The sequence below is a fragment of the Azospirillum griseum genome (assembly GCF_003966125.1).
Classification (GTDB): Bacteria; Pseudomonadota; Alphaproteobacteria; order Azospirillales; family Azospirillaceae; genus Azospirillum; species Azospirillum griseum.
Map to the genome: position 1 here is coordinate 1 of NZ_RXMA01000020.1, position 22,349 is coordinate 22,349.

Annotated in this window: 17 protein-coding genes and 1 pseudogene; 9 read left to right on the forward strand and 9 right to left on the reverse strand. The window is 66.4% G+C overall.

All coding sequences use genetic code 11. The annotated features are described in order from the left end of the window. The coding region (locus tag EJ903_RS18390; protein WP_148105288.1) for an NAD(P)(+) transhydrogenase (Re/Si-specific) subunit beta at window positions 1-371 on the forward strand (371 nt) is incomplete at its 5' end. Window positions 372-559: 188 nt separating this feature from the next. Beyond that, window positions 560-2,551: pseudogene (locus tag EJ903_RS28060) on the forward strand (methyl-accepting chemotaxis protein); the annotation flags it as partial. 160 nt (window positions 2,552-2,711) lie between these two features. Here EJ903_RS28060 and EJ903_RS18400 read toward each other — a convergent pair. Then, the gene (locus EJ903_RS18400) at window positions 2,712-4,757 is read right to left on the reverse strand and encodes an elongation factor G (protein WP_126618168.1); all 2,046 of its coding nucleotides are present in this window, start codon (window positions 4,755-4,757) and stop codon (window positions 2,712-2,714) included. Window positions 4,758-5,344: 587 nt separating this feature from the next. Between EJ903_RS18400 and EJ903_RS18405 the strand changes: the two genes are divergently transcribed. From EJ903_RS18405 to EJ903_RS18415, 3 genes are all read left to right on the forward strand, one after another. After that, complete coding sequence (locus EJ903_RS18405) at window positions 5,345-5,809, forward strand: cache domain-containing protein (protein ID WP_126618170.1); 465 nt, start codon at window positions 5,345-5,347, stop codon at window positions 5,807-5,809. A 99-nt stretch (window positions 5,810-5,908) separates the two neighbouring features. Further along, the gene (locus tag EJ903_RS18410) at window positions 5,909-7,621 is read left to right on the forward strand and encodes a methyl-accepting chemotaxis protein (RefSeq protein ID WP_126618173.1); all 1,713 of its coding nucleotides are present in this window, start codon (window positions 5,909-5,911) and stop codon (window positions 7,619-7,621) included. Between the two features lie 207 nt (window positions 7,622-7,828). Beyond that, window positions 7,829-8,296: a Dps family protein gene (locus EJ903_RS18415; RefSeq protein ID WP_126618174.1), complete on the forward strand. Its 468-nt coding sequence runs from the start codon at window positions 7,829-7,831 to the stop codon at window positions 8,294-8,296. A 96-nt stretch (window positions 8,297-8,392) separates the two neighbouring features. Here the strand turns inward: EJ903_RS18415 and trxB are convergent, their stop codons facing one another. Continuing rightward, complete coding sequence (gene trxB / locus EJ903_RS18420; RefSeq protein ID WP_126618176.1) at window positions 8,393-9,352, reverse strand: thioredoxin-disulfide reductase; 960 nt, start codon at window positions 9,350-9,352, stop codon at window positions 8,393-8,395. Window positions 9,353-9,382: 30 nt separating this feature from the next. After that, window positions 9,383-11,293 carry a hypothetical protein gene (locus tag EJ903_RS18425; protein WP_126618178.1) on the reverse strand — a complete coding sequence of 637 codons (1,911 nt, stop codon included), beginning with the start codon at window positions 11,291-11,293 and terminating at the stop codon, window positions 9,383-9,385. 197 nt (window positions 11,294-11,490) lie between these two features. Between EJ903_RS18425 and EJ903_RS18430 the strand changes: the two genes are divergently transcribed. Together EJ903_RS18430 and EJ903_RS18435 are read left to right on the forward strand one after the other, a co-directional pair. Then, a complete protein-coding gene (locus EJ903_RS18430; protein WP_126618180.1) occupies window positions 11,491-12,135 on the forward strand; it encodes a PadR family transcriptional regulator in 645 nt (214 codons plus the stop codon). Window positions 12,136-12,190: 55 nt separating this feature from the next. Then, window positions 12,191-12,481, forward strand: a complete 291-nt coding sequence (locus EJ903_RS18435; RefSeq protein WP_126618182.1) for a DUF2218 domain-containing protein — start codon at window positions 12,191-12,193, stop codon at window positions 12,479-12,481. Between the two features lie 60 nt (window positions 12,482-12,541). Here EJ903_RS18435 and EJ903_RS18440 read toward each other — a convergent pair whose 3' ends face one another. From EJ903_RS18440 to EJ903_RS18450, 3 genes are all read right to left on the reverse strand, one after another. Next, a complete protein-coding gene (locus EJ903_RS18440; RefSeq protein WP_126618184.1) occupies window positions 12,542-13,174 on the reverse strand; it encodes a 2OG-Fe(II) oxygenase in 633 nt (210 codons plus the stop codon). Between the two features lie 71 nt (window positions 13,175-13,245). Then, window positions 13,246-13,905: a 2OG-Fe(II) oxygenase gene (locus EJ903_RS18445; RefSeq protein WP_126618186.1), complete on the reverse strand. Its 660-nt coding sequence runs from the start codon at window positions 13,903-13,905 to the stop codon at window positions 13,246-13,248. Window positions 13,906-14,073: 168 nt separating this feature from the next. Then, window positions 14,074-15,054 carry a mitochondrial fission ELM1 family protein gene (locus tag EJ903_RS18450; RefSeq protein ID WP_126618187.1) on the reverse strand — a complete coding sequence of 327 codons (981 nt, stop codon included), beginning with the start codon at window positions 15,052-15,054 and terminating at the stop codon, window positions 14,074-14,076. Window positions 15,055-15,203: 149 nt separating this feature from the next. Between EJ903_RS18450 and EJ903_RS18455 the strand changes: the two genes are divergently transcribed. Further along, window positions 15,204-15,734 carry an Lrp/AsnC family transcriptional regulator gene (locus EJ903_RS18455; RefSeq protein WP_126618189.1) on the forward strand — a complete coding sequence of 177 codons (531 nt, stop codon included), beginning with the start codon at window positions 15,204-15,206 and terminating at the stop codon, window positions 15,732-15,734. Window positions 15,735-15,860: 126 nt separating this feature from the next. Here EJ903_RS18455 and chrA read toward each other — a convergent pair whose 3' ends face one another. Then, on the reverse strand, window positions 15,861-17,159 hold the full coding sequence (gene chrA / locus EJ903_RS18460; protein ID WP_210211477.1) for a chromate efflux transporter: 1,299 nt from the start codon (window positions 17,157-17,159) through the stop codon (window positions 15,861-15,863). A 210-nt stretch (window positions 17,160-17,369) separates the two neighbouring features. Here chrA and EJ903_RS18465 point away from each other — a divergent pair, with 210 nt between their 5' ends. Next, a complete protein-coding gene (locus EJ903_RS18465) occupies window positions 17,370-18,323 on the forward strand; it encodes a dienelactone hydrolase family protein (RefSeq protein ID WP_246015728.1) in 954 nt (317 codons plus the stop codon). Between the two features lie 132 nt (window positions 18,324-18,455). On the opposite strand, the gene greA is transcribed toward EJ903_RS18465, so the two are convergent. Continuing rightward, a complete protein-coding gene (gene greA, locus EJ903_RS18470) occupies window positions 18,456-18,929 on the reverse strand; it encodes a transcription elongation factor GreA (protein ID WP_126618191.1) in 474 nt (157 codons plus the stop codon). A 99-nt stretch (window positions 18,930-19,028) separates the two neighbouring features. Beyond that, the gene (carB, locus tag EJ903_RS18475; RefSeq protein WP_126618193.1) at window positions 19,029-22,274 is read right to left on the reverse strand and encodes a carbamoyl-phosphate synthase large subunit; all 3,246 of its coding nucleotides are present in this window, start codon (window positions 22,272-22,274) and stop codon (window positions 19,029-19,031) included. Between the last annotated feature and the right edge of the window lie 75 nt (window positions 22,275-22,349).

Consider the following 22,349-nt stretch of genomic DNA (forward strand, 5'->3'; position numbering starts at 1 on the left):
ACGCCATCCATCCGGTGGCGGGCCGCATGCCCGGCCACATGAACGTGCTGCTGGCCGAAGCCAACGTCCCCTACGACGAGGTGTTCGAACTGGAGGACATCAACCGCGACTTCGGCTCGGCGGACGTCGCCTTCGTCATCGGCGCCAACGACGTGACCAACCCGGCGGCCAAGACCGACCCGGCCTCGCCCATCTTCGGCATGCCGATCCTGGACGTGGAAAAGGCCAAAACCGTCTTCTTCATCAAGCGCGGCATGGCCGCCGGCTACGCCGGTGTCGAAAACGAGCTGTTCTTCCGACCCAACACCATGATGCTCTTCGGCGACGCCAAAAAAGTCACCGAAGAGGTCGTCAAGGCCATGGAAGGATAGAAAAAGGAAAACAAAATTTTTCGAAGTGTGTGGGCGGGATGAAAATCCCGCCCAGATCTTTTTTGAAGGAAAATACAAAATTATTCATAAAAATTAAACACAATACTATTTGATAAGTGAAAGTTTCTTATGATATTTGTTGAGTGTCTTCAAGGTTATGTCCGTTTTGTTTTTGGTGCTGAGGAAAGATGTTCTCTGGTCTTGTGTCAAAATTTTTCTCCAACGAACGCGATGGCGTCATCGGCGTTGGGAATGGTCCGTCGATTGACCATCCCCTCGCCCCCGCGCGACCCGACCAAGGCGTGGAGACGGATCCGATGATCCGGGTTGTGCACACAACCCTTGCGGAGATGAGCGCGGGGCAGGGCGATGCGCATGGAACGGGTTGGGATGCGCCCGCTTTGGTGTTGGGTTTTGTGTCGCCGTTTGTTGATTTCCGCGCGGCAACCGCCGCCATCAGAGCGCGCTTTGCGGACGGCACCAAACTCATTGTGATGACGACCGCTGGAGAGCTGTGTTCGTCGGATCGCTGCGGAATTTATGTTCCGTCGCTCGATGGGCGGGACGATGTGGTTCTTCAGATGTTTTCGACGTCCCTGATCTCCGATCTGTCCATTCACACGATTCCCTTGCTGTGCCAGGACATTCGGAAGGGTCGTCTCACGATGACCCACGAGCAGAGGGTGGACGCCATCCGCGCCCAACTGGACGGCATCGACCCGAGCTTTCGCATCGACAGCCGCGACACCCTCGCCTTGACCTTCATCGAAGGGTTGTCGGTCAGCGAGAATTACTTGATGGAGGCGGTGTATCAGAGCGGCCGCTTTCCCGTCCTGTTCCTTGGCGGGTCCGCCGGTGGAACCCTGGACATGCGGGGGACCTCGCTCTTCGATGGTCAGCGCGTGTTGGAAAATCACGCGGTCATCGCCTTTGCCAGGGTGGCGGATGGAAAGCGGTTTGGCGTGTTCAAAACGCAGAATTTCCGGCGGACGGGCACATCCTTTGCGGTTCTTGAGGCGGATGAAGCCCAAAGGACGCTGACCAGCGTGTTCGATCCGAAATCGCGAGAGATCGTCAACATCATCGACGCTCTTTGCCTCCGCTTCGGCTGCAAGCCGGATGGCATTGCCCAACATATGGCCAAACACACATTCGCGATCGAGTTGGATGGGGAGTTGTTTGTCCGCTCCGTGTCGGGAATCGACGTCGAGAATGGGAAGGTCAATTTCTACTGCGGGGTTCGCGCCGGGGAGGAGCTGTTTCTGGCGGAAGTCACTGACCTGGCCGAACAGACCGACAGGGATTTCCGGGCGTTTCTGGCTGGAAAGCCGCGACCGCTGGGAGGGGTGCTGTACGATTGCGTGTTGAGACGGCTGAAGAACACCGATGCCCTTCGCCAGATGACGGCGTTCGACGGGTGCAGCGTCGGCGGCTTTTCCTGCTTTGGCGAATTGATGGGAATCAACAGCAACGAAACGCTCACCTCGGTGTTTTTCTTCGATTGCTCGAGTGGGGAACCGTTTGCGGACAAAACCATCGACAATTTCCCGATCTTCTACGGGAAATTCCAATCGTATTTCACCAAGATCCGCCTTCGAAGGATGGAGCTTCTGAATCAGATTCGGCGGCATCTGATCCATCATCTGATGGATCAGGTCAATTCAGCAAAGTCGGTTGGTGAATTTGCCGAGATGACCGGGGGGTATTCTGAACGCATAGACCGGATGCTGACGGTGGTACGCTCGGCCCTGAGCAACCACGCCGACAATTTCGAGGGCCACAACCAACGAAAGCTGGAGTTGGCCGCCGAGTTCGAACGCCTGCGCGGGGTTCTGCGGTCGGTGGAGGGGGTTCTTGCGGTGATTGACAGCATCGCCGGGCAAACCAACCTCCTCGCCTTGAACGCAACGATCGAAGCGGCGCGGGTGGGCGAGGCGGGCAAGGGCTTTGCCGTGGTCGCGGCGGAGGTGCGGAAGCTTGCCAACGACACCAAGCTGGCACTTGGCAAAACACAGGACGCGATGCTGCGCATCGGTGCGTCCGTCGATTCGCTGGGCCAGAAGATACAGGACACCGAGGTCCGGTTGGATGATGTGGCGTTGGAGAACGCGACCCTGATTTCCCAGGTGGACACGGTCCTGTCGGAAATCGATCTGGTGCGCGAGAGCGTGAACACCGTCACGACCAACGTGCGCGGCCAGGCGGACGCCCTGCGCGACACCCAGCAATACGCCGAAAGGCTGAAACTGATCGACGCGCTTCTGTGAGGTCGGCGACCGCCGCGCCCGTCCCGGGGGAGGGTGGGGACCCTCCCTCCACCACGAGGCCCGCCCGGTGGCCTCACTGCGCGGCCAGCGTTTCCCGTCGTTGGTCGATGGCGCGGTCGGCGGCGCGGCCCAGGGCCTCTTGCAGGCGGTCGAAGCGCCAGACATAGGTTCCCACGCCCAGCGAGAGGGAGCGCAGCTCGACGATCAGGTCCTGCATCTCGGCCTGGGGCAGGCTGGCTTGCACCTCGTCCCAGCCGGGCCAGCCGGGACGGGCGTCGAAGCCCATCAGTTGGCCGCGCCGTCCGCTGACCAGCCGCTGGATCTTCGGGGTGAAGTCGCTGGGCACGGCGATGGTGACGGTCAGCAGCGGTTCCAGCAGAACCGGATCGCAGGCGGGCAGGGCTTCGGCCATCGCCTGCCGGGCCACCGTCTTGAACGCCATGTCGGAGCTGTCCACCGCGTGGAACTGGCCGCCGGTCAGCGTCACCACCACATCCACCAGCGGGAAGCCCAGCGGGCCGCGCGCCGCCGCCTCGCGGATACCCGCCTCCACCGATCCGATGAATTGGCGGGGAACCGCGCCGCCGACGACCGCGTCCTCGAATTGGATCCCCGATCCGCGCGGCAGCGGGCGGATGGCGATCTGGATGTCGGCGAACTGGCCGTGGCCGCCGGTTTGCCGTTTGAACCGGGCGTGGTGGCTGGTTCCCTTGCGGATGGTTTCGCGGTAGGGGATTTGCGGGGCCACGCCCTTGACCGCCACATTGTGCTTGCTGCGCAGCCGGTCCATGGCGATGCGCAGATGGATGTCGCCCTGGCCCCACAGCACCAGTTCGCCGCTGTCCGGCGCGGTTTCCAGAATCAGCGACGGATCCTCCTCCGTCAGTTTTTGAATGGCCGAGGACAGCTTCACGTCGTCGTTGCGGTGTTCGGCGTGCAGCGCCAGCCCATGGACCGGGGTGGGGCGTTCCGGCCAATCCGTTGGTGCGCCGTGGTTGCCGCGCCCGCCGTCGGTCAGGCGGTCGCCGGTGGTGACGCGTTCCAACCGGCCCAACGCCACCAGATCGCCCGCCTTGGCGCTGGGGATTTTGGTCATCTCATGGCCGAAGGGGCGGAAGATGCCCGACACCCGTTCGCCGCCCAGACTCATGCCGTCCGTGACCTCGCCACGCCACACCCGCGCCAGACTGAGCTTTCCGGCGTGGGAGCCGGTGAGCGTCTTGACCACCTGCACGGCGGTGGTCCCGGACGGCGGCGCATCGACCCGCGCGGCGGTGACGGCGACCTCCGGCCCCTCGTGGCGCAGCGCCTTCAACAGCCGACGGACGCCGTTGTCGTTTTCCGCCGACCCGAAAAAGACCGGGACGATCAGGTCGTCGGCCAGCTCGTGCGCCATGCTGTCATAGACCTCGCCGGGGTCGGGGGCCATGTCCTCCAGCAGCTTTTCCAGCAGCGCGTCGTCGAAATCGGCGATGGATTCCAGCATGGCGCGCCGCGCCTCCCCCTCGTCCGCCTTCAGCGCGTCGGGCAGGGGGACGAGGTTGGACGGCTTGTGCGGGTTGAAGCGCCACGCCCGTTCGCTGACCAGATCGACCAGCCCGGTGACGGTTCCGCCCTCGCGCATCGGCACCGCGCGCAGCACCAGCTTGCGCGCCGACACCGCCTGATAGGCGGCGACCACGGCGCGCACGCTCTGGTCGCCCAGCGCGTCGATCTTGTTGATGAACAGGATGTGCGGGATGCGGCGGTCGTCGAGGAATTTGAACAGCGGGGCCAGCAGAACCGCCTTGTCCGGCGCGGCCTCCGCCACCACCACCGCCACGTCCGCCGCCATCAGCGCGTTCTGGCTTTCGCAGACCAGCTCGACCGAGCCGGGGCAATCCAGCACCGACCAGCGTTCGCCCAGATAGTCGAAACAGGCGGCGTTGACCTCCGTCGTCATCTTGCGGGCCTTGGCTTCCGGCGCGCTGTCGCCGACGCTGTTGCCGTCGCGCACGCTGCCCTTGCGGGTGATGGCGCCCGCCGCGAACAGCAGGCTTTCCAGCAGCGTGGTTTTTCCGGCCAGATAGGGGCCTACCAGCGCCGCGCAGCGCGCCGTTCGAAGGGTGTTGTGGGGCATTCACACCTCCCAAATGGGTTGTTGTGCCGCCGTCGGGTCGCGGGTCCGGGTCCGATGCCAGACACCGACCGCAAAGGGCGGCCCGTTTCTGTGTCGATACGATCAGACGCAAAAGAATAGGGTGGGGCGATCGACGGGAGCGGGGGGCGGCGGGATCGCCACGCCAGGGCCGACGGCCAAGCCCACGATCCTGTGATCGTCCGCCCGATTCGCCGCCCTGTCGATGGAAAAAAGCGGCGGCAAGTCGTCACGGGGCGTTGGAATGCGCCGGATGGTCCTGGTTGATTGTTGCGACGACACGCCGCATTGCGGGCGTGGTGCACCGCCAAACCGGCGCAAATTGTCACAAATGGTTCATTTTTCAGGATTTGTTGAGGGTTTCGCCGATTGCCTCTTGGGATAGCGATGTTGCTATGTTGCAATGCGGTATGACGAGGACGAAATCAGGCCGACAAAATCCTGAAACCTTCTGGTAGTACCTGTGCCCATAAGAAGCGCGTCAAGACAGACCAACATCGCTTCAACAACAAAATGGCCCCGCGAGTCGACAGACTGTGTTCGGGCCGCTTGCTTTGGGGATCATTCGCATGCGTGCAGTGCTTCGTTTTCTAATGATTGGTTTGGTTGCTTTGGGGTTTGCCGGGGCTGCTCAGGCGCAAACCGCCAAGCCGACGCAGGATGACGCCAAGGCACTGGCCCTGAAGGCCGCCGATCTGATCGCCGCCAAGGGCTTGGACGCCGCCGCCGCCGTGTTCAACGTGGATGGTGAGTTCAAGTATGGCGAGATCTATGTGAGTGTCATTGACTTCACCGGCACCTGGAAGGTCTACCCGCAGCGCCCGGCCGGGGTGGGGCAGAGTGTCATCAATCTTGTTGATTCTGATGGCCGTTTCATCGTTAAGGATATTTTGGCGGTGGCCAAGGACAAGGGTGAGGGCTGGGTTGAGTATCGCTGGAAGAACCCGGCCAGCAACAAGATCGAGCCGAAGATCACCTATGTGAAGCGCGTTCCCAACCAGGACCTCGTCGCCTACGTCGGCGTTTACAAGTAACGGGGCGGTCGTCATCGGGCGGGGCGGCGGCGTGTGGGGCCGCCGCCCGGCGCGGCGTTTGTGGGCTGGTTTTGCGGGCTGGTTTTTGGGGGGTGTGCGATGAAGGGTGGCGTTTTGGGGCGTCTGGCCGGGCTGTCGGTGGCGGCGCGCGTCTTCGTGGCCCCCCTGATGGGGATCGTGCTGACCGTTGGGGCTTTGGTTCTGGCGGATCGTCAGGCCGATCAGTCGGTGTCGGCGGTGGACAGCATCCACCGGTCGGCGGCGGAGCGGCGCGGGCAGATCGACCGGCTGGTCGCCACCGCCTACGTCATCCACAGCGACGTGTCGCGCCACCTCGCCCTGTCGGGGTCGGGGATCGAGGACGCCAAGCTGCAACAGATGCGCGACGCCATCGCCCGCAACACCAAACAGGCGCGCGGCGTGATCGACGCCCTGCGCGCCATGCCGCTGACCGATGCGGAGCGCGCGATGCTGGCCGACGTGTCGGCCCGTGTGGACGCCTACGCCAAGGCGGTGGACGAGATGAACCAGATGGCCGCCATCGACCGTCTGATCGGCATCCCGATGATGGCCCACACCGACGACCAGTTCAAAGCGCTGACCGACCGCATCGTCGCGGTGCAGGACGCCATCGGCCAATCCACCGCCAAGGCCATTGAGGACACGCGGGTGGACGCGGAGGCCGCGCGCGACCGCTTCGCCCTGGTGATGGCCGGGTTGCTGGTGGCGATGATGGCGGGCGGGCTGGTGCTGGCGCGTTCGATCACCCGGCCGCTGCAAGACCTGTCGCAGACCACCACCGATCTGGCGGCGGGCAAGCTGGACGGCGTCATCGACGGCGCGTGGATGAAGAACGAGATCGGGGCGATGGCCCGCGCGCTGGAGGTGTTCCAGACCAACGCCCGCGAGGTCGAACGGCTGACCGCCGAGCAGGCCCGGCAAAAGGCCCAGGCCGAAGAGGAAAAGCGCCGCGCCATCCACGCGCTGGCCGATCTGTTCGAGGCCCGTGTCAGCGAGGTGGTGCAGCAGGTCGGATCCGGTGCCCATCAGGTGCGCGGCAACGCGGCGGGGATGCTGGAGCGCGCGACCAGCGCGAACCGGCAGGCCGCCACCGTCGCCGCCGCCAGCCAGCAGGCCGGGGCCAGCGTGCAGACCGCCGCCGCCGCCACCGAACAGATGTCGGCGTCGATCACCGAAATCGGCTCGCAGGTCCGCCGCTCCTTCGACATGGTGCGCGGGGCCGTGCGCGCGGTGGAGGAGACCAACGGCCATGTGCTGGGCCTGTCCGACGCCGCCAACCGCATTGGCGAGATCGTCGGCCTGATCAACGCCATCGCCGCCCAAACCAACCTGCTGGCGCTGAACGCCACCATCGAGGCGGCGCGCGCGGGCGAGGCGGGCAAGGGATTCGCCGTGGTGGCCAGCGAGGTCAAGAATCTGGCCAACCAGACCGCCAAGGCGACGGAGGACATCGGCGCGCAGATCGCCACCATGCAGCAGGTGACGGATTCGGCGGTGTCGGCGATCAAGGGGGTGGGCGACACCGTGGTGTCGATCGACGAGATCGTCGGTTCGATCGCCACGGCGATGGATCAGCAATCCGCCGCCACCCGCGAAATCACCCGCAGCGTCCAGGAGGCCGCGAGCGGCACGACGGAGGTGTCGCAGACCATCACCAGCGTGTCGACCAGCGCCGGGGAAACCGGGGTCGCGGCGGGCGAGGTGCTGCGCGCGGCGGAGCTGCTGGACGGGCAGGCGGTGGCCCTGAACCGCGAGGTGAAGGACTTCATCGGTCGTCTGCGCCAGGGCTGACGGGCCAGGGTTGATGGGCCAGGGTTGACGGGGCAAGGTTGAGCGGTGGTGTGACGGGCGTGGCTTGACGGGCGCGCGCCGGGCTGGTCAAAAACGTCGCAGCGGGTGGTTTTCGCCCGCCGCACCCCTTGACCCGCCAGGGCTGCGCACAAGCTGTTGTCGAACCCGCAGACACGACACCGAAACGAAAGACAGGGGCATCGCCCAATGAAGATCGACATCGGAATTTCCGCCGACGACCGCAAGGCCATCACCGAGGGGCTGAGCCGCGTCCTGGCCGATACCTTCGCGCTCTATCTGAAGACCCACTCGTTCCACTGGAACGTGACCGGGCCGATGTTCAACACCCTGCACACCATGTTCATGACGCAGTACACGGAGCTGTGGACCGCGCTGGACGAGGTGGCCGAACGCATCCGCGCCCTGGGGCATCCGGCTCCGGGCAGCTTCAGCCAGTTCGGCGCGCTTGCCTCGATCACCGAGGAAGCGGGCGTCCCCAAGGCCGACGACATGATCCGCCAGTTGGTGGAGGGCCATGAGGCCGCCGCCCGCACCATCCGCGCCGTGTTCAAGGCGGCCGAGTCGGCCAACGACCAGCCCACCGCCGATCTGCTGACCCAGCGCCTGCAAATCCACGAAAAGACCGCCTGGATGCTGCGCAGCCTGCTGGAATAGTCGGCACGGCGTTTCAACCGCCCCCACAACGAAACCGCCGCCGGGAGCGATCCCGGCGGCGGTTTCGTTTGGTCTTCCGGCTGTGGCGCGTCGGGCTTATTCGTGGTGGGCAAGCCAGCGTTCGGCTTCCAGCGCGGCCATGCAGCCCATGCCCGCCGCCGTCACCGCCTGGCGATAGACCTTGTCCTTGACGTCGCCCGCCGCGAAGACGCCGGGGATGTCGGTCGCCGTCGAATCGGGCGCGGTCAGGATGTAGCCCGACTCGTCCATCGCCACCTTGCCCTTGAACACCGAGGTCGCCGGTTCATGACCGATGGCGACGAAGACACCGGCCACCGGGATGACGCGGCTGTCGCCGGTCTTCACGTTCTTCACGCGCACGCCGGTGACGCCGCGCGGGTTGCCCAGGCTGCCGTCGCCCTCGCCGACGATCTCCTCCACCGCGCTGTCCCACACCACCTCGATCTTCGGGTGGCGGAACAGGCGGTCCTGCATGATCCGCTCGGCCCGGAAGCTGTCGCGGCGGTGGATGATCGTCACCTTGGTGGCGTGGTTGGTCAGATACAGCGCCTCTTCCACCGCCGAATTGCCGCCGCCGATGACCGCGACCTCCTTGCCCCGGAAGAAGAAGCCGTCGCAGGTGGCGCAGGCCGACACGCCGAAGCCGCGATAGATCTCCTCGCTGGAAATCCCCAGCCAGCGGGCTTGCGCGCCGGTGGCGATGATGACGCTGTCGGCGGTGTAGGTGTCGCCGCTGTCGCCCTTGCAGACGTAGGGGCGCTGGGTGAAATCGACGTCGGTGATCAGGTCGAACACCATCTTGGTGCCGACATGCTCGGCCTGCTTCTGCATCTGCTCCATCAGCCACGGCCCTTGGATCGGGTCGGCGAAGCCGGGGAAGTTTTCCACGTCGGTGGTGATCATCAGCTGGCCGCCCGGCTGCATGCCCTGGACCATGAGCGGCTCCAGGTTGGCGCGCGCGGCGTAGATCGCCGCCGTGTAGCCCGCCGGACCGGCGCCGATGATGAGAACCTTGCTGTGATGGGTGCTGGGCATGGGAACCGTCTCGAAAACAGGAGGGTGGCGTCAGAAACCAAACATATGGTCGAGGCTGAAGGCGCTGTCACCGGCAAGGCAGCCATGATAGCCGAACAGGCGGCAGGTGGTGTCGCGGATCAACACATAGGCGTGCTCGCCCGCCGCCAACCGTTCCGCCTCCGTAAACATCTCGTGATAGCGCCAATAGAGCGAGCCGCCGCAGGGGATCGCCACCTTTTTGCGCGCCACCTCATGCCCATCCCGCCGGGTCAGGACCAGGCTGGTGTCGGATTGGGCATGCCAGGGGGTGGAGGCAGGGTAGACCAGATGGCAGAGCGTGTCCCACGGCGTCGTCCCAAGGCGCAGAAACAGCCGGGTCGACAGGCCGGGCGGGCGGCCATGGTAGCTTTGCGGCTCGTCGCGGTAGACCATCGCCATGTTGAACAGGTGGCTGCCAAAGCTGGTTTCCGCCACATGGCCGGTCTTTGCGTCTTCGTAACGGAACAGCGCGTGCAGCCAGCCGTCGGCAACCGTTCCGGCTTCGAAATCATAGACCAATTCCACATGGCCCCAGCCGCCGGGCAGGGCTTGGTCGCTCAGCAGCGCCGTGACGTCCAGCGCCACGCTGTCCGACCGTTTCAGATTGCCGAAGGCGTGCCGGGCCAGTTCGCGCCCGTCGCGGTCGTACAGCACCGCTTTGACCGGCAGTTCCGTTTGCGCCGTGCTCATCGGGGTGGGCAGCAGGATGGTGCGCCAGCGGTCCGGCGGCAGGATGGGGGCGGGCAGGATGTGGCCCTTGCCGATGGCGGTGCCGGTCAGCGCCGCCAGTTTGGGATCGGGCTTCAGGTCGGTGCGTTCGACGTTGGCGTGGGCGATGCGGCGGCGGCCATTGGTCGATACGACTTCGTAACGAGGACGGACGAAATGCTTGCCCGCCTGGATCTCGAACTGCTGCGGCCAACGCGCGTCTGGGAACAGGTCGCGGCTGTCCAGCGCGACGGTGGCGAAGGGCGCAATCTCCCGCGCGATGGTCCTCACCTCGTCCTGTCCCATCCGGTTCAGGCCGACGGCCCCCGCCGGGATCGGCGTCGGGTGGCTGTTCTGGATCCACAGGATGACCCGCTCATCCTCGCGCGGGGCGGGCAGACCGGCGTAGCGTTCGGCGGGCCAGGCGTTGGCGTCGTGGGTGCAGGACAGCACGGTGTCGTCGTCGCCGTAGGTGTCCAGCGCGTATTTCACCACATCATGCCCGGCGGCCCCGATGACGTGCAGGAACAGCGTGCCGCAGAAATCGCCCAGGCCCAGCTTGGCGCGCACCTGCTGGCTGTCGATCACCACCGTGCCGTCCGATGGCGGCATCGGCTCCGTCCAATCGGCGATGGGGCGGCCCTCGCCGTCGAACAGGCAGGCCCACAGCCGCGTCCCCTTGGCCCCGTAACGCGGCCAGTAGTTGGACGAGACGATGCGGGTGTGGTGGCCCGGCTCGTCGCGGAACCAGGCGAAGTTGGTCGCCCAGTTGAATTTGGACAGGTAATGGCCGGGGTCGTTCAGCATGTCTTCCGGCACGCGCATGGCGTCCAGCGAGACCACACCGACGTCCTTCGGAATCAGATGGGCGATGTGCCCCTCGCAGCGCTGGGAATCGAAGGCGACGACGAAGACCGTGCGCGCGCCGCTGCTCGGCAAATCCGTGACCGCCTGCGCGCGGTGGCCGAACACCTCGGTTCCCACCAGCTCCACATTCTGGACATAGACCCCGGCCACCGGGATCGCCGACAGGTCGTAGAACTCGGCCAGACCGGAGAGCAGCCCCAGCGGGTCGTAGAAGGCGACCGGACCGAAGGACGCCAGCCGCGCCATCAGGATGGCGGCCTTGGGCGCGGCCAACGGGTGGCCCACCGCTTTGAAAAAGCTGGAGCCGCCGGTCACGTTGGAAAAAGTTTCGATCCGAAGGGGCATTGCGACACACGCGAAGGGAACAAACCGGGGCGCAGTTATAGCCCGTCGCCGAAAGGGGCAACAGCGATTTGTCCCAACCGGCGGAAGCGGGGCCGTGCGAAATTTTTCTGAGAATCGTTCGCACCGCTCTTGAACCCGACTGAGTTTCGATATATCTAAGTTTTCGTTATATCGAAACTGCATCGAAAGAGGGTTCCATGCTTCGGCACATGTTCAGCGCCTGCGGGCGTCGTTTCTCCCGTCCCGAATCCGAGGATGACGACGGGCGTGGCTTTGGCCGGGGGCGTCACGGCCATCGCGGCGGGCGCGGTGGTTTTGGCGGTCCGGGTGGTGGCCCCGGCGGTTGGGGGCCGGACGGCTTCGGCGGTCCCGAACGCGGCGAGCGGCGGGTGTTCGGCCAAGGCGACCTGCGTCTGGTCCTGCTGTGGTTGATCGAGGAAAAGCCGCGCTCCGGCTACGACCTCATCAAATCCATCGAGGAGATGGTCAACGGGGCCTACAGCCCCAGCCCCGGCGTGATCTATCCCACCCTGACCCTGTTGGAGGAGCAGGGCCACATCCGCGTCGCGGCCACTGAGGGCAACAAGAAGCTCTATGAGTTGACCACGGAGGGTGGCGACGCGCTGAAGGCCAGCGCCACGGCGGTGGCGGCGATCCGCGAGCGCATCGACCACGCCCGCGCCCGCCATCGCGGCGAACGCGCCCCGCAGATCGTGCGCGCCGTGCAGAATTTCAAACTGGCGCTCAGCCTGCGCCTGTCGCGCGGCGACCTGACGCCCGAACAGACGGACGCCATCGCCGCCGCCATCGACGCCGCCGCGCTGGCGGTCGAACGGTCCTGACCCGGCCCGTCACCGCGCCAACATCCCATCATCTCAAAACAGGAGAGACGCCATCATGGCCCAATCGACCACCCGCGTGGCCACGACCAACGCCCAACGCTATCTGACGCAACTGTGCAAGCATTGGGGCCACAAATTCGCCGTGACCCACGGCGACGGCCGGGGTGAAATTCCCTTCGGCGAGGACCGCTTTTGTCGTCTGGCCGCCGACGCCGACGGGCTGGACATCACGGTGGAGGCCCCGGCCGACACGCTGCCCCGCTTGCAGGGCGTGGTTTTCGACCATCTGAAGCGCTTCGCCTTCCGCGAAGAGCTGGGGGAACCGGTGTGGACCGTGTCGGCGTGACACGGGCGGAGCGGAGGGAGGCCCTGTACCGGCAAGCGGTGAAGGGCCTTCCCGCCGAACTCAATAGCCCTTCTGCTCGGCCCCGAACACCTTCTTGGCCCACACGCCCACGCGGTGCCGCCACTGCTCGTGCCAGATGTAGACGCTGCCCTTGACCCAGTTCATTTGGATGGCGCGGCGCTGGCCTTCGAACGGGTAATGGCCGTGCCAGGACGTGTCGCTGCGGCGGAAGCACATCAGCGTGCCTTCCTCCGGCGGCACTTCGGCGGCGTAATCCTCCAGGTCCTGCGACCGCAGGATGCGCAGGCGTCCGCCGGTCGCCTCCCAGGGCGGGTTCATGTAGATCAGCACGGTGATGATCTTGCTGGCCGAATCCGGGTGGATCTTGCCGTCGGTCGGGCGGCACATGCCGCGCGCGGTGAACATGGTCGGGTAGCCCGACAGGTCGATGTCGAACTTGTCGGAGAAGGCCTTGCAGACCGCCGGACCCTTCAGCTCCTCGATCAGCGCGTCAAAGGTCGGCCCCTGCGGGAAGACGCCCAGCGGTACGGAGCCGGGTTTGTCCACCTTGGGGTAATCCCGGTGCAGCGCTTCCAGATGCTCTTTCTTCACGAAACCCGGAACGCACAGGAAGTCATACGGGTCGTGTTGCAGGGGGGTGGCGCGGAACTTGTCCAGATCAAGCATGGACATCGACGGTGTCTCCAGGCGGGGCGCGGCGGGTGCGCCGTCGGTCAACGGCGCTCATCCGGTCACGGGTTAAATCACGCAATGGGGTGGTCGGGGAAGCACAGCTCGTGGCGCGCCCGCCATTCCGACGACACATAGTTCACGATGATCGATTTGCGAACGCCGTTGATCGGGCGCTTGGCAAAGCCGTGCCAGGTGTTGGAACCGGGGATGAAGATCAGCCCCTCGTTGAAGGCGTAGGGGGCGCGGGCGACGATGGTCTTGCTGTCGTCCAGCACGTCGGTTCCCCAATCCTCGCAGCCCGGCCCCTTCGACAGATAAATCAGCATGGTGAATTTCTTCACGCCGATGTCGGTGTGCGGTTCCAGCCAAAAGCCATCGGTGTCCTGGCAATATTCGATGCGCAGGTTGGTGCCGGTCAGATCGACGTCGCAGGTCTTTTGAATGGCGTCGGTGACGGCCGTGCTCTGGAAGGCCTGGGCGACCTCTTCGCACACCGGATGCTGCGCCCTGTTTTCCACGCCGAAATAGGTGCGCGACGCGTTGTTCGTCTCGCGCTTGCCGTAGGTGTCGGACACCGGCGGCGGTCCCCAGGGCAGGGCGGCGATGGCGTCGGCGCTGTCGTCGGGCAGGGCGTCGGACAACAGCCAGTGCCGGTAGGGCTGCGCGGCGGCCCGGCTGCGGTCCAGGCAGCGCAGGAAGCTCTGGGAAACGGCGGCGGCGGGCGAGGTCATCGGTCGGTCATCCGGGGTGGAATGGAAAAACGGAGGTGTTCCGCCGCGTTTATGGCACGCGCGCGGCGGCAGAAAAGCGGAAAACTGGTCATACCAGGGGATGCGCCGATTGGTCGCGCCCACCCCGCCATCCATTCCGCCATCCGCCCCGTCCCTGGCGGAACCCCGTCAGCCGTGATGGTGGCGCGCCCGGTGGGCGGCCAGCCGGTGGCGCAGATCCTCGGCCACCCGCTGGGTGTCGTCGAGCAGCGGGTGATCCCAGCGGTCCAGCGCGCCGTCGAACCGGCGGGTGATGCCGTCCTGATACAGCCCGTCGTGGAAGGCGCGGAATTTCGGCGACCCGCCTTCCAGTTCAATGACGTAGGTCGGTTTGCCGGTGGAGCAGGCCTCCGACGTCATCGACACGCTGTCGCAGGTGACGACCACGGCGTCGGCCAGCCCGAGATAGCCGAAATAGGGATTCTCGCCGCTGCCGTCCCACACCTCCGCCGCCAGACCGGACAGGCGTTCGCGCAGGATCGCTTCGTTCGCCGCCCCGGTGCGGCGCGACGGCGTCACCATCAGCCCGGCCCCGTGGCTGCGGGCCAGCGCGGCCAACTGGTCGGCCACCCGCGCGGTGATCTCCGGGGTCAGCCGGTAGACGCCGTTGTCGCCGCCGATCAGCACGGCGATTCGCGGGCTGGGCAGATGGGCCAGACGCGGGGCGAATCGCGCCGCCGCGTCGGCCAGGATGGCGGGCGTGACCCGGTGCAGCGCGCCGCGCGTCACCAGCACGTTGTCGCCGCGCAGCTTGTCGTGGCGCGGCACGACCACCAGATCGAAATGACGCGGCGCGATCTGCGGATCCTGGATCTGCACGGTGAAGGTCCTGCCGCGCGATTGCTCGCGCACCGCCAGCGACGCGGCGATGCTCTGCCGCCCGGTGCCGATCAGCAGGTCGGGCCAGGGCGCGCGGATCGGGTCGCCCTTGGGACCGGCGGCAAAGCGGTTGCCGACGCGCAGATAGGGGCTGAGCTGCCGCCAGGGGCTGCGCAGGGCCACGCGCTTGATGACCGGCGTCAGGCCCAGGGCTTCGGCCAGGCCGATGCACTGGTTTTCCATGCCGGGTTTGCCATCGGAAACCACCCAGCAGGTGAGGTGTTGCATCATGTCTCGGGCTGTCGGTGGGGAAAGGGCGGGGAGCGATTGCGGGGGGAAAGGGCCGGGTTCGGCTCTTGTCAGGGTTTGGGTCTTGGCGTAGACACGATCACTGTGTAATATCCTTTCTCCAAATCACCCCTGGAGCGACCGACTCAACCATGCGGCGGGTTAAACTCGACCGAATTGACCGGCGGATTCTGCGCGATCTGCAGAACGACGGTCGGATGACCAACGTGGAGCTTGCCCGGCGTGCCGGCATCTCCGCGCCTCCCTGCCTGCGTCGCGTTCGCGCGTTGGAAGAGGCTGGATTCATCCGTGGCTATCACGCGGACGTCAACCCCGACGCGCTCGGGTTCGGCGTCACCGTGTTCGCCCAGGTGGGCTTGAGCAGTCAGGCCGAAGCCGACCTAAAGAAGTTTGAGGATCTCGTCAACAGCTGGCCGCTGGTGCGTGAATGCAACATGCTGGCGGGCGAGTATGACTTTGTCCTGAAGATCGTGGCGGAGGACTGGGACGATTACCAGCGCTTCCTGACCACGAAGCTGACGGCGGCCCCGAACGTGGCCCATGTGAAATCGGCGCTGTCGATTCGCACATCCAAGCACACGCCCGGCGTGCCGATCGACGTCGATTCGCCCGACATCCCCGATGGGAGCGAGGACGACGAGGACGATTACGCCGACGAGTGACCCCTCGTTCGCGTGATCGGCCCGCGTGACCCGGTTCCGAACGCCCGCGCCCGCCCTGATTCGTTCAGGGCGGGCGCGGGCGTTTCGTTGTCATGAGGGCAGTGTCTGGGCAAGGGCGTTGGGGGGTTACAGCAGGCCGGGCAGCAGCAGCGCGCGGGTCAGACCGACGCCCGCCCCGGCCAGGACCACCCAATGAATGGCCAGCTTCCAGCGGGTCAGCGCCAGCAGCGCCGCCGCCGCCAACCCCCAGGCCAGCGGGTCGGGACGTCCGTCGGGCAGCAGCACCGCCGCGCCCAGATAGACGCCCAGATTCAGGATGACGCCGACCACCGCCGCCGCGATGGCCCCCAGCGCCCCCGCCGCCGCGCGGTTGCGGATCAGGCGTTCGACGTACGGGGCACCGGCGAAGATGAACAGGAAGCAGGGCAGGAAGGTGACGTGCGTGGTCAGCGCCGCCGCCAGCGTGCCCGCCAGCGCGGGCGACAGCGCGCCCGGATGGTTCCAGCCCGCGAAGAAGCCGACATATTGCGTGACCAGGATCAGCGGCCCCGGCGTGGTTTCGGCCAGCGCCAGCCCGTCCACCATCTCGCGCGGGGTCAGCCAGCCATAGACCTCCACCGCCTGCTGCGCGATGTAGGGCAACACGGCGTAGGCCCCGCCGAAGGTGACGAAGGCCGCCTTGGTGAACAGCGCCGCCACCCCCAGCCAGGGATCGCGTCCCAGCGTCAGCAGCGCCGCCGCCACCGGGATGAGCCACAGCGCGGCGCAGATCAGCAGCAGGCGCAGCAGCCGCGCCGCGCCCGGCGGGGTGTCGCCCGTCAGGTGGCGGTCATCGGGCGGGTGGGGGTGGGTGAACCAGTGCCGTCCGCGCGTCGCCGCCACCGCGCCGACCAGCCCCGCCGCGCCGATCACCAGCGGAAAGGGCAGATGCAACGCGGCCAGCGCCAGGAAGGCCACCGCCGCCAGCGCCACCCCCGGTGCGCCGGTCAGCGTCCGGCGGCCCATGCGCCACACCGCCGCCAGCACGATGGCGACCACCACCGGCTTGATCCCGTCGAACACCGCGCCGACCAGACCGGCGTCGCCGTGCGCGGCGGCCAGCCAGGAGAGCAGCAGCAGCAGCAGCGTGCCGGGCAGCACGAACAGCCCGCCCGCGACCAGCCCACCGCGCACCCCGTGCAGCCGCCAGCCGACATAGGTGGCCAGTTGCTGCGCCTCCGGCCCCGGCAGCAGCATGCAGAAATTCAGCGCGTGCAGAAAGCGCGTCTGGTCGATCCAGCCGCGCCGGTCCACCAGCTCGCTCTGCATCATCGCGATTTGCCCGGCGGGGCCGCCGAAGCTGGTCAGCCCCAGGCGCAGCCAATAGAGGCAGAACGCGCCGAAGGGCGGTGGGGCTGACATGGGGGGAGGGTGGGGCTGGGTCATGGCCCCAGCCTTACCACAACCGGGTTGCGGCCACAGCCGGTTCCGTCCGTTGGCCCTCGTCATGCGAAAGGCCCTCTTCATGCGAAAGACGGAGACGCGCAGGGCGGGGTTGGCCGTTTGCAAGGGGTGTTTTCCGTCAACGGGATGCTACTATCCGTGCCGGGTGCACCGCCGCAGGCTGGTGGTGCGGCGCAGCGGGGATGAGTGAGGATGATGGCATCAGCGTTTCGCCGGACGGCGACGGGGGCTTTCCGCCGGTCGGCGGCGGTCGGCGTTCTGTTTGGCGCGGCGGTGGCCCTTGCGGCGGCGCTGCCAGCCCCGGCAACGGCCGCGCCGGGGGTGCACGCCGAAGAGATCGTGCGCTTTCCCTCGCAGGACGGCGACCTGACCGGCGGTGCGCCGACGATTCTGACCGGGCGTCTGCTGCGCCCGGCGGGCAACGGGCCGCACCCGTCGGTGGTGTTGCTGCATGGCTGCGGTGGTCTTTACGCCAAAAGCACCGGGCGGGTGGCTGCGCGCCATGTCTGGTGGGCGACGATGCTCCAGCAGCAGGGCTACGCCGTGCTGATGGTGGACAGTTTCGGCCCGCGCGGCGTCACCGACGTCTGTTCCGGCCCGTTGAAGGACCGCCCGGTGCGGTCGGGCATGGAGCGCAAGCGCGACGCCTGGGCCGCGCTGACCTATCTGCGCGGCCGTCCCGAGGTGGACCGCGAGCGCATCGCCCTGATGGGCTGGTCGCAGGGCGGTGGGACCGTGCTGTCGGCCTTTGGCGCGGGGCAGGATGGCCCGGCGGGCAAGGAGGGGGGTGGCTACCGCGCCGCCATCGCCTTCTACCCCGGCTGCAAATCGCCGCTGAAGAACGAGGATTGGCAGCCCGACGGGCCGCTGTTGCTGCTGGTCGGTGAAAAGGACGATTGGACTCCGATCCAACCCTGTCTGGATCTGGTCAAGCGCGACGGGGTGAAGGAGCGGACGGAACTGGTCGTCTACCCCAACGCCTATCACGGCTTTGACGCGCCCGACGCGCCGGTGCGCAAGCGCAAGAACCTCGCCACCGCCCCGACCGGGACCGCCCATGTCGGGACCGACGAGGAGGCCCGACAGGATTCCATCGGGCGCGTGCGCGTCTTCCTGCAGGAGCAGTTGAAGGGCGGGCGGGGGTAAACACCAGCGCCGTTGCCGCGCCCGGCGAAATCAGGGCGATGCGAAATCAGGACGATACGGGGCAAGGGCGATGAGGGGAGCACGGTGCCACAACCGCGCCGCGCTCCCTCAAAACCCCCAGCCCGAAAACGCTCAGCGGAATTCCACCGAGACGATTTCGTACATCTTGGAGCCGCCCGGGGTGGAGACCTCCACGCTGTCGCCAACCGCCTTGTTGATCAGCGCGCGGGCCAATGGGGCCTGGATCGACAGGCGACCGTTCTTGATGTCGCTCTCGTCCTGACCAACGATCTGGTAGGTGGTTTCCTCGTCCGTGTCCTCGTCGGCCAGGGTGATGGTGGCCCCGAACTTCACGGTGTTGCCCGACAGCTTGGTCGGGTCGATGACCTCGGCCCGGCTGATCTTGTCTTCCAGCTCCAGCACACGGCCTTCGATGAAGCTCTGGCGCTCGCGCGCCGCGTGATACTCGGCGTTTTCCGACAGATCCCCGTGCTCGCGCGCTTCGGCGATGGCCTTGATGACCGCCGGACGCTCGGTCACTTTCAGGTGCTTCAATTCCTCTTGAAGGCGGTTGAAGCCCGCCGCTGTCATCGGAACTTTTTCCATGTGTGGTCCATCACCGCTTGCAGACGTTCAACCCGTACAAAACCAGACCTCAAGGAATAAAGACGGCGCGGAGGAGGTCCGCCGCGCCGTCGTCCATCCTTAATATGATCCGCTAAGGTACGACTGCAACGGCGCAACTTCAAGGCTGCCGTTCCTAAGTGCGGCAATCGCTTCCACCGCCGCGCGGGCACCCGCCACCGTGGTGTAGTAGGGGATGTTGTAGGTCAGGGCCGTGCGGCGCAGGCTGAAGCTGTCGGCCAGCGCCTGCGCGCCTTCCGTGGTGTTGATGATCAGGTGGACGTCGCCGTTGATCATCGCGTCCACGATGTGCGGCTGCCCTTCGGCCACCTTGTTGATCGCCTCCGCCGGAACACCGGCTTCGCGGAAGACCGCCGCCGTGCCGACGGTGGCCAGCACGCGGAAGCCCATCTCGTGCAGCTTGCCCGCGATCACCGCCAGCGCGGCCTTGTCGCGGTCCTTGACCGAGACGAAGACGGTCCCCTTGACCGGCAGATTGACGCCCGCCCCCAACTGCGCCTTGGCGAAGGCCAACGCGAAATTGTGGTCGAGGCCCATGACCTCGCCGGTGGACTTCATTTCCGGGCCGAGCACGATGTCCACACCGGGGAAACGGGCGAACGGGAACACCGCCTCCTTGACCGCCGTGTGCGGCGGGGTCGGGCCGTTCAGCGTGAAGCTGGCCAGCTTTTCCCCGGCCATGACGCGGGCGGCGATCTTGGCGATGGCGGTGCCGGTGGCCTTGGCGACGAAGGGAACCGTGCGCGAGGCGCGCGGGTTGACCTCCAGGATGTAGACCATGCCGTCCTTGACCGCGAACTGGACGTTCATCAGGCCGACGACCTTCAGGGCGCGGGCGAGCGCGTCGGACTGGCGGTTGATCTCGGCGATCGTTTCACCGGGCAGCGAATAGGGCGGCAGGGCGCAGGCGCTGTCGCCGGAATGGATGCCGGCCTCTTCGATGTGCTCCATCACGCCCGCGACATACACGTCGGTGCCGTCGCAGACGACGTCCACATCCACCTCGATGGCGTCCTGGAGATAGCTGTCGATCAGCACCGGGTTCTTGCCCGACACCTGGACGGCGGTCCCCATGTAGCGCTGAAGCCCGGCCATGTCGTGGACGATCTCCATCGCCCGGCCGCCCAGCACGTAGGACGGACGGATGACGACCGGGAAGCCGATGCGCGCGGCCACCAGCTCGGCCTCTTCCAGCGAGCGGGCCAGACCGTTGGCGGGCTGCTTCAGGTTCAGCTCGTGCAGCAGGCGTTGGAAGCGCTCGCGGTCCTCGGCCAGATCGATGGCGTCGGGCGAGGTGCCCAGGATCGGGATCCCGGCGGTTTCCAGGGCCTGCGCCAGCTTCAGCGGGGTTTGGCCGCCGAACTGCACGATGCAGCCCAGAACCGTGCCGTTGCGCTGCTCGACCCGCACCAGCTCGACCACGTCTTCGGCGGTCAGCGGTTCGAAATACAGGCGGTCGGCGGTGTCATAGTCGGTGGAGACGGTTTCCGGGTTGCAATTGACCATGATCGTTTCGATCCCGGCTTCCTGCAACGCGTAGACGGCGTGGACGCAGCAGTAATCGAACTCGATGCCCTGGCCGATGCGGTTCGGACCGCCGCCCAGGATGACGACCTTGCGCTTGTCGGTCGGTTCCGATTCGCACTCCGCCTCGCCAGCCCCGTCGGTCTCGTAGGTCGAGTACATGTAGGGGGTGGCCGACGCGAATTCGGCGGCACAGGTGTCGATGCGCTTGAACACCGGGGTGACGCCAGCCCCGCGACGGGCGGCGGCCACCGCCAGTTCGGTCGTCTGGGCCAGTTCGGCCAGACGGGCGTCGGAGAAGCCCATCTGCTTCAGCGCCAGCCATCCGGCCTTGTCGGTCGGCAGGCCGTCGGCGCGGATCACCGCCTCGCGGTCGACGATGGCCTTGATCTGCTCCAGGAACCAGGGGTCGTACTTGGACGCGGCCTGAACCTCGGCCACGGTGAAGCCGTGGCGGAAGGCCTGGGCCAGCACCAGCAGGCGGTCGGGGGTGGGCTTGGCCAGCGCGCCGCGAATCGTGGCGCGGTCGGGAGTCCCGTCACCGATCTTGACCTCGTTGAAGCCGGTCAGGCCGGTTTCCATCGAGCGCAACGCCTTCTGGACCGATTCCTGGAAGGTGCGGCCGATCGACATGGCTTCGCCGACCGACTTCATCGAGGTGGTCAGCAGCGGCTCGGCACCCTTGAACTTCTCAAAGGTGAAGCGCGGCATCTTGGTGACGACGTAGTCGATGGTCGGTTCGAAGCTGGCGGGCGTCGTGCCGGTGATGTCGTTGGTCAGCTCGTCCAGGCGGTAGCCGACGGCCAGCTTCGCCGCGATCTTGGCGATGGGGAAGCCGGTGGCCTTCGACGCCAGCGCCGACGAGCGCGACACGCGCGGGTTCATTTCGATGACGATCAGGCGGCCGTTGGCCGGGTTGACGGCGAACTGCACGTTCGACCCGCCGGTGTCCACGCCGATCTCGCGCAGCACGGCGATCGAGGCGTCGCGCATGATCTGGTATTCTTTGTCGGTCAGCGTCAGCGCCGGGGCGACGGTGATCGAATCGCCGGTGTGGACGCCCATCGGGTCGATGTTTTCGATGGCGCAGATGATGATGCAGTTGTCCGCGCCGTCGCGCACCACCTCCATCTCATACTCTTTCCAGCCCAGCACCGATTCCTCGATCAGCACCTCGCCGACCGGGCTGGCGCGCAGGCCGCCGCGCACGATGTCCTCGAACTCCGCCCGGTTGTAGGCGATGCCGCCGCCGGTCCCGGCCAGCGTGAAGCTGGGGCGGATGATGGCGGGCAGGCCGACGAAATCCAGCGCGTCCATCGCGTCGGTCAGCGTCTTGACCATGCGCGAACGCGGGCTTTCCAGCCCCAGCTTGTCCATGGCGTCGCGGAACAGGATGCGGTCCTCGGCCTTGGCGATGACGTCGCGCTTGGCGCCGATCATCTCCACGCCCAGCCGTTCCAGCGTGCCGTCGTCCGACAGCGCCATGGCGGTGTTCAGCGCCGTCTGGCCGCCCATGGTGGGCAGCAGCGCGTCGGGGCGCTCCTTTTCCAGGATCTTGGCGACCACCGCCGGGGTGATCGGCTCGATGTAGGTGGCGTCGGCCAGACCGGGGTCGGTCATGATGGTGGCCGGGTTGCTGTTCACCAGGATGACGCGATAGCCTTCCTCGCGCAGGGCCTTGCAGGCCTGGACGCCGGAATAGTCGAACTCGCAAGCCTGCCCGATGACGATCGGACCCGCGCCGATGATGCAGATGGATTTGATGTCGGTGCGTTTGGGCATGGGTCCGCTTCTCTAACGTTTGGTCAGCCGAAAGCCCCCAGACGCCGGGAACCGGGGTCAAGGAGCGGGCGAGGT

Coding starts and splice junctions, on each gene's coding strand:
- EJ903_RS18435 (WP_126618182.1), top strand. CDS start 12,191: ATGGCCCAATCGACCACCCGCGTGGCCACGACCAACGCCCAACGCTAT.
- EJ903_RS18405 (WP_126618170.1), top strand. CDS start 5,345: ATGCGTGCAGTGCTTCGTTTTCTAATGATTGGTTTGGTTGCTTTGGGG.
- EJ903_RS18425 (WP_126618178.1), bottom strand. CDS start 11,293: ATGCCCCTTCGGATCGAAACTTTTTCCAACGTGACCGGCGGCTCCAGC.
- carB (WP_126618193.1), bottom strand. CDS start 22,274: ATGCCCAAACGCACCGACATCAAATCCATCTGCATCATCGGCGCGGGT.
- EJ903_RS18440 (WP_126618184.1), bottom strand. CDS start 13,174: ATGTCCATGCTTGATCTGGACAAGTTCCGCGCCACCCCCCTGCAACAC.
- EJ903_RS18455 (WP_126618189.1), top strand. CDS start 15,204: ATGCGGCGGGTTAAACTCGACCGAATTGACCGGCGGATTCTGCGCGAT.
- chrA (WP_210211477.1), bottom strand. CDS start 17,159: ATGACCCAGCCCCACCCTCCCCCCATGTCAGCCCCACCGCCCTTCGGC.
- trxB (WP_126618176.1), bottom strand. CDS start 9,352: ATGCCCAGCACCCATCACAGCAAGGTTCTCATCATCGGCGCCGGTCCG.
- EJ903_RS18410 (WP_126618173.1), top strand. CDS start 5,909: ATGAAGGGTGGCGTTTTGGGGCGTCTGGCCGGGCTGTCGGTGGCGGCG.
- greA (WP_126618191.1), bottom strand. CDS start 18,929: ATGGAAAAAGTTCCGATGACAGCGGCGGGCTTCAACCGCCTTCAAGAG.
- EJ903_RS18400 (WP_126618168.1), bottom strand. CDS start 4,757: ATGCCCCACAACACCCTTCGAACGGCGCGCTGCGCGGCGCTGGTAGGC.
- EJ903_RS18450 (WP_126618187.1), bottom strand. CDS start 15,054: ATGATGCAACACCTCACCTGCTGGGTGGTTTCCGATGGCAAACCCGGC.
- EJ903_RS18430 (WP_126618180.1), top strand. CDS start 11,491: ATGCTTCGGCACATGTTCAGCGCCTGCGGGCGTCGTTTCTCCCGTCCC.
- EJ903_RS18445 (WP_126618186.1), bottom strand. CDS start 13,905: ATGACCTCGCCCGCCGCCGCCGTTTCCCAGAGCTTCCTGCGCTGCCTG.
- EJ903_RS18415 (WP_126618174.1), top strand. CDS start 7,829: ATGAAGATCGACATCGGAATTTCCGCCGACGACCGCAAGGCCATCACC.
- EJ903_RS18465 (WP_246015728.1), top strand. CDS start 17,370: ATGATGGCATCAGCGTTTCGCCGGACGGCGACGGGGGCTTTCCGCCGG.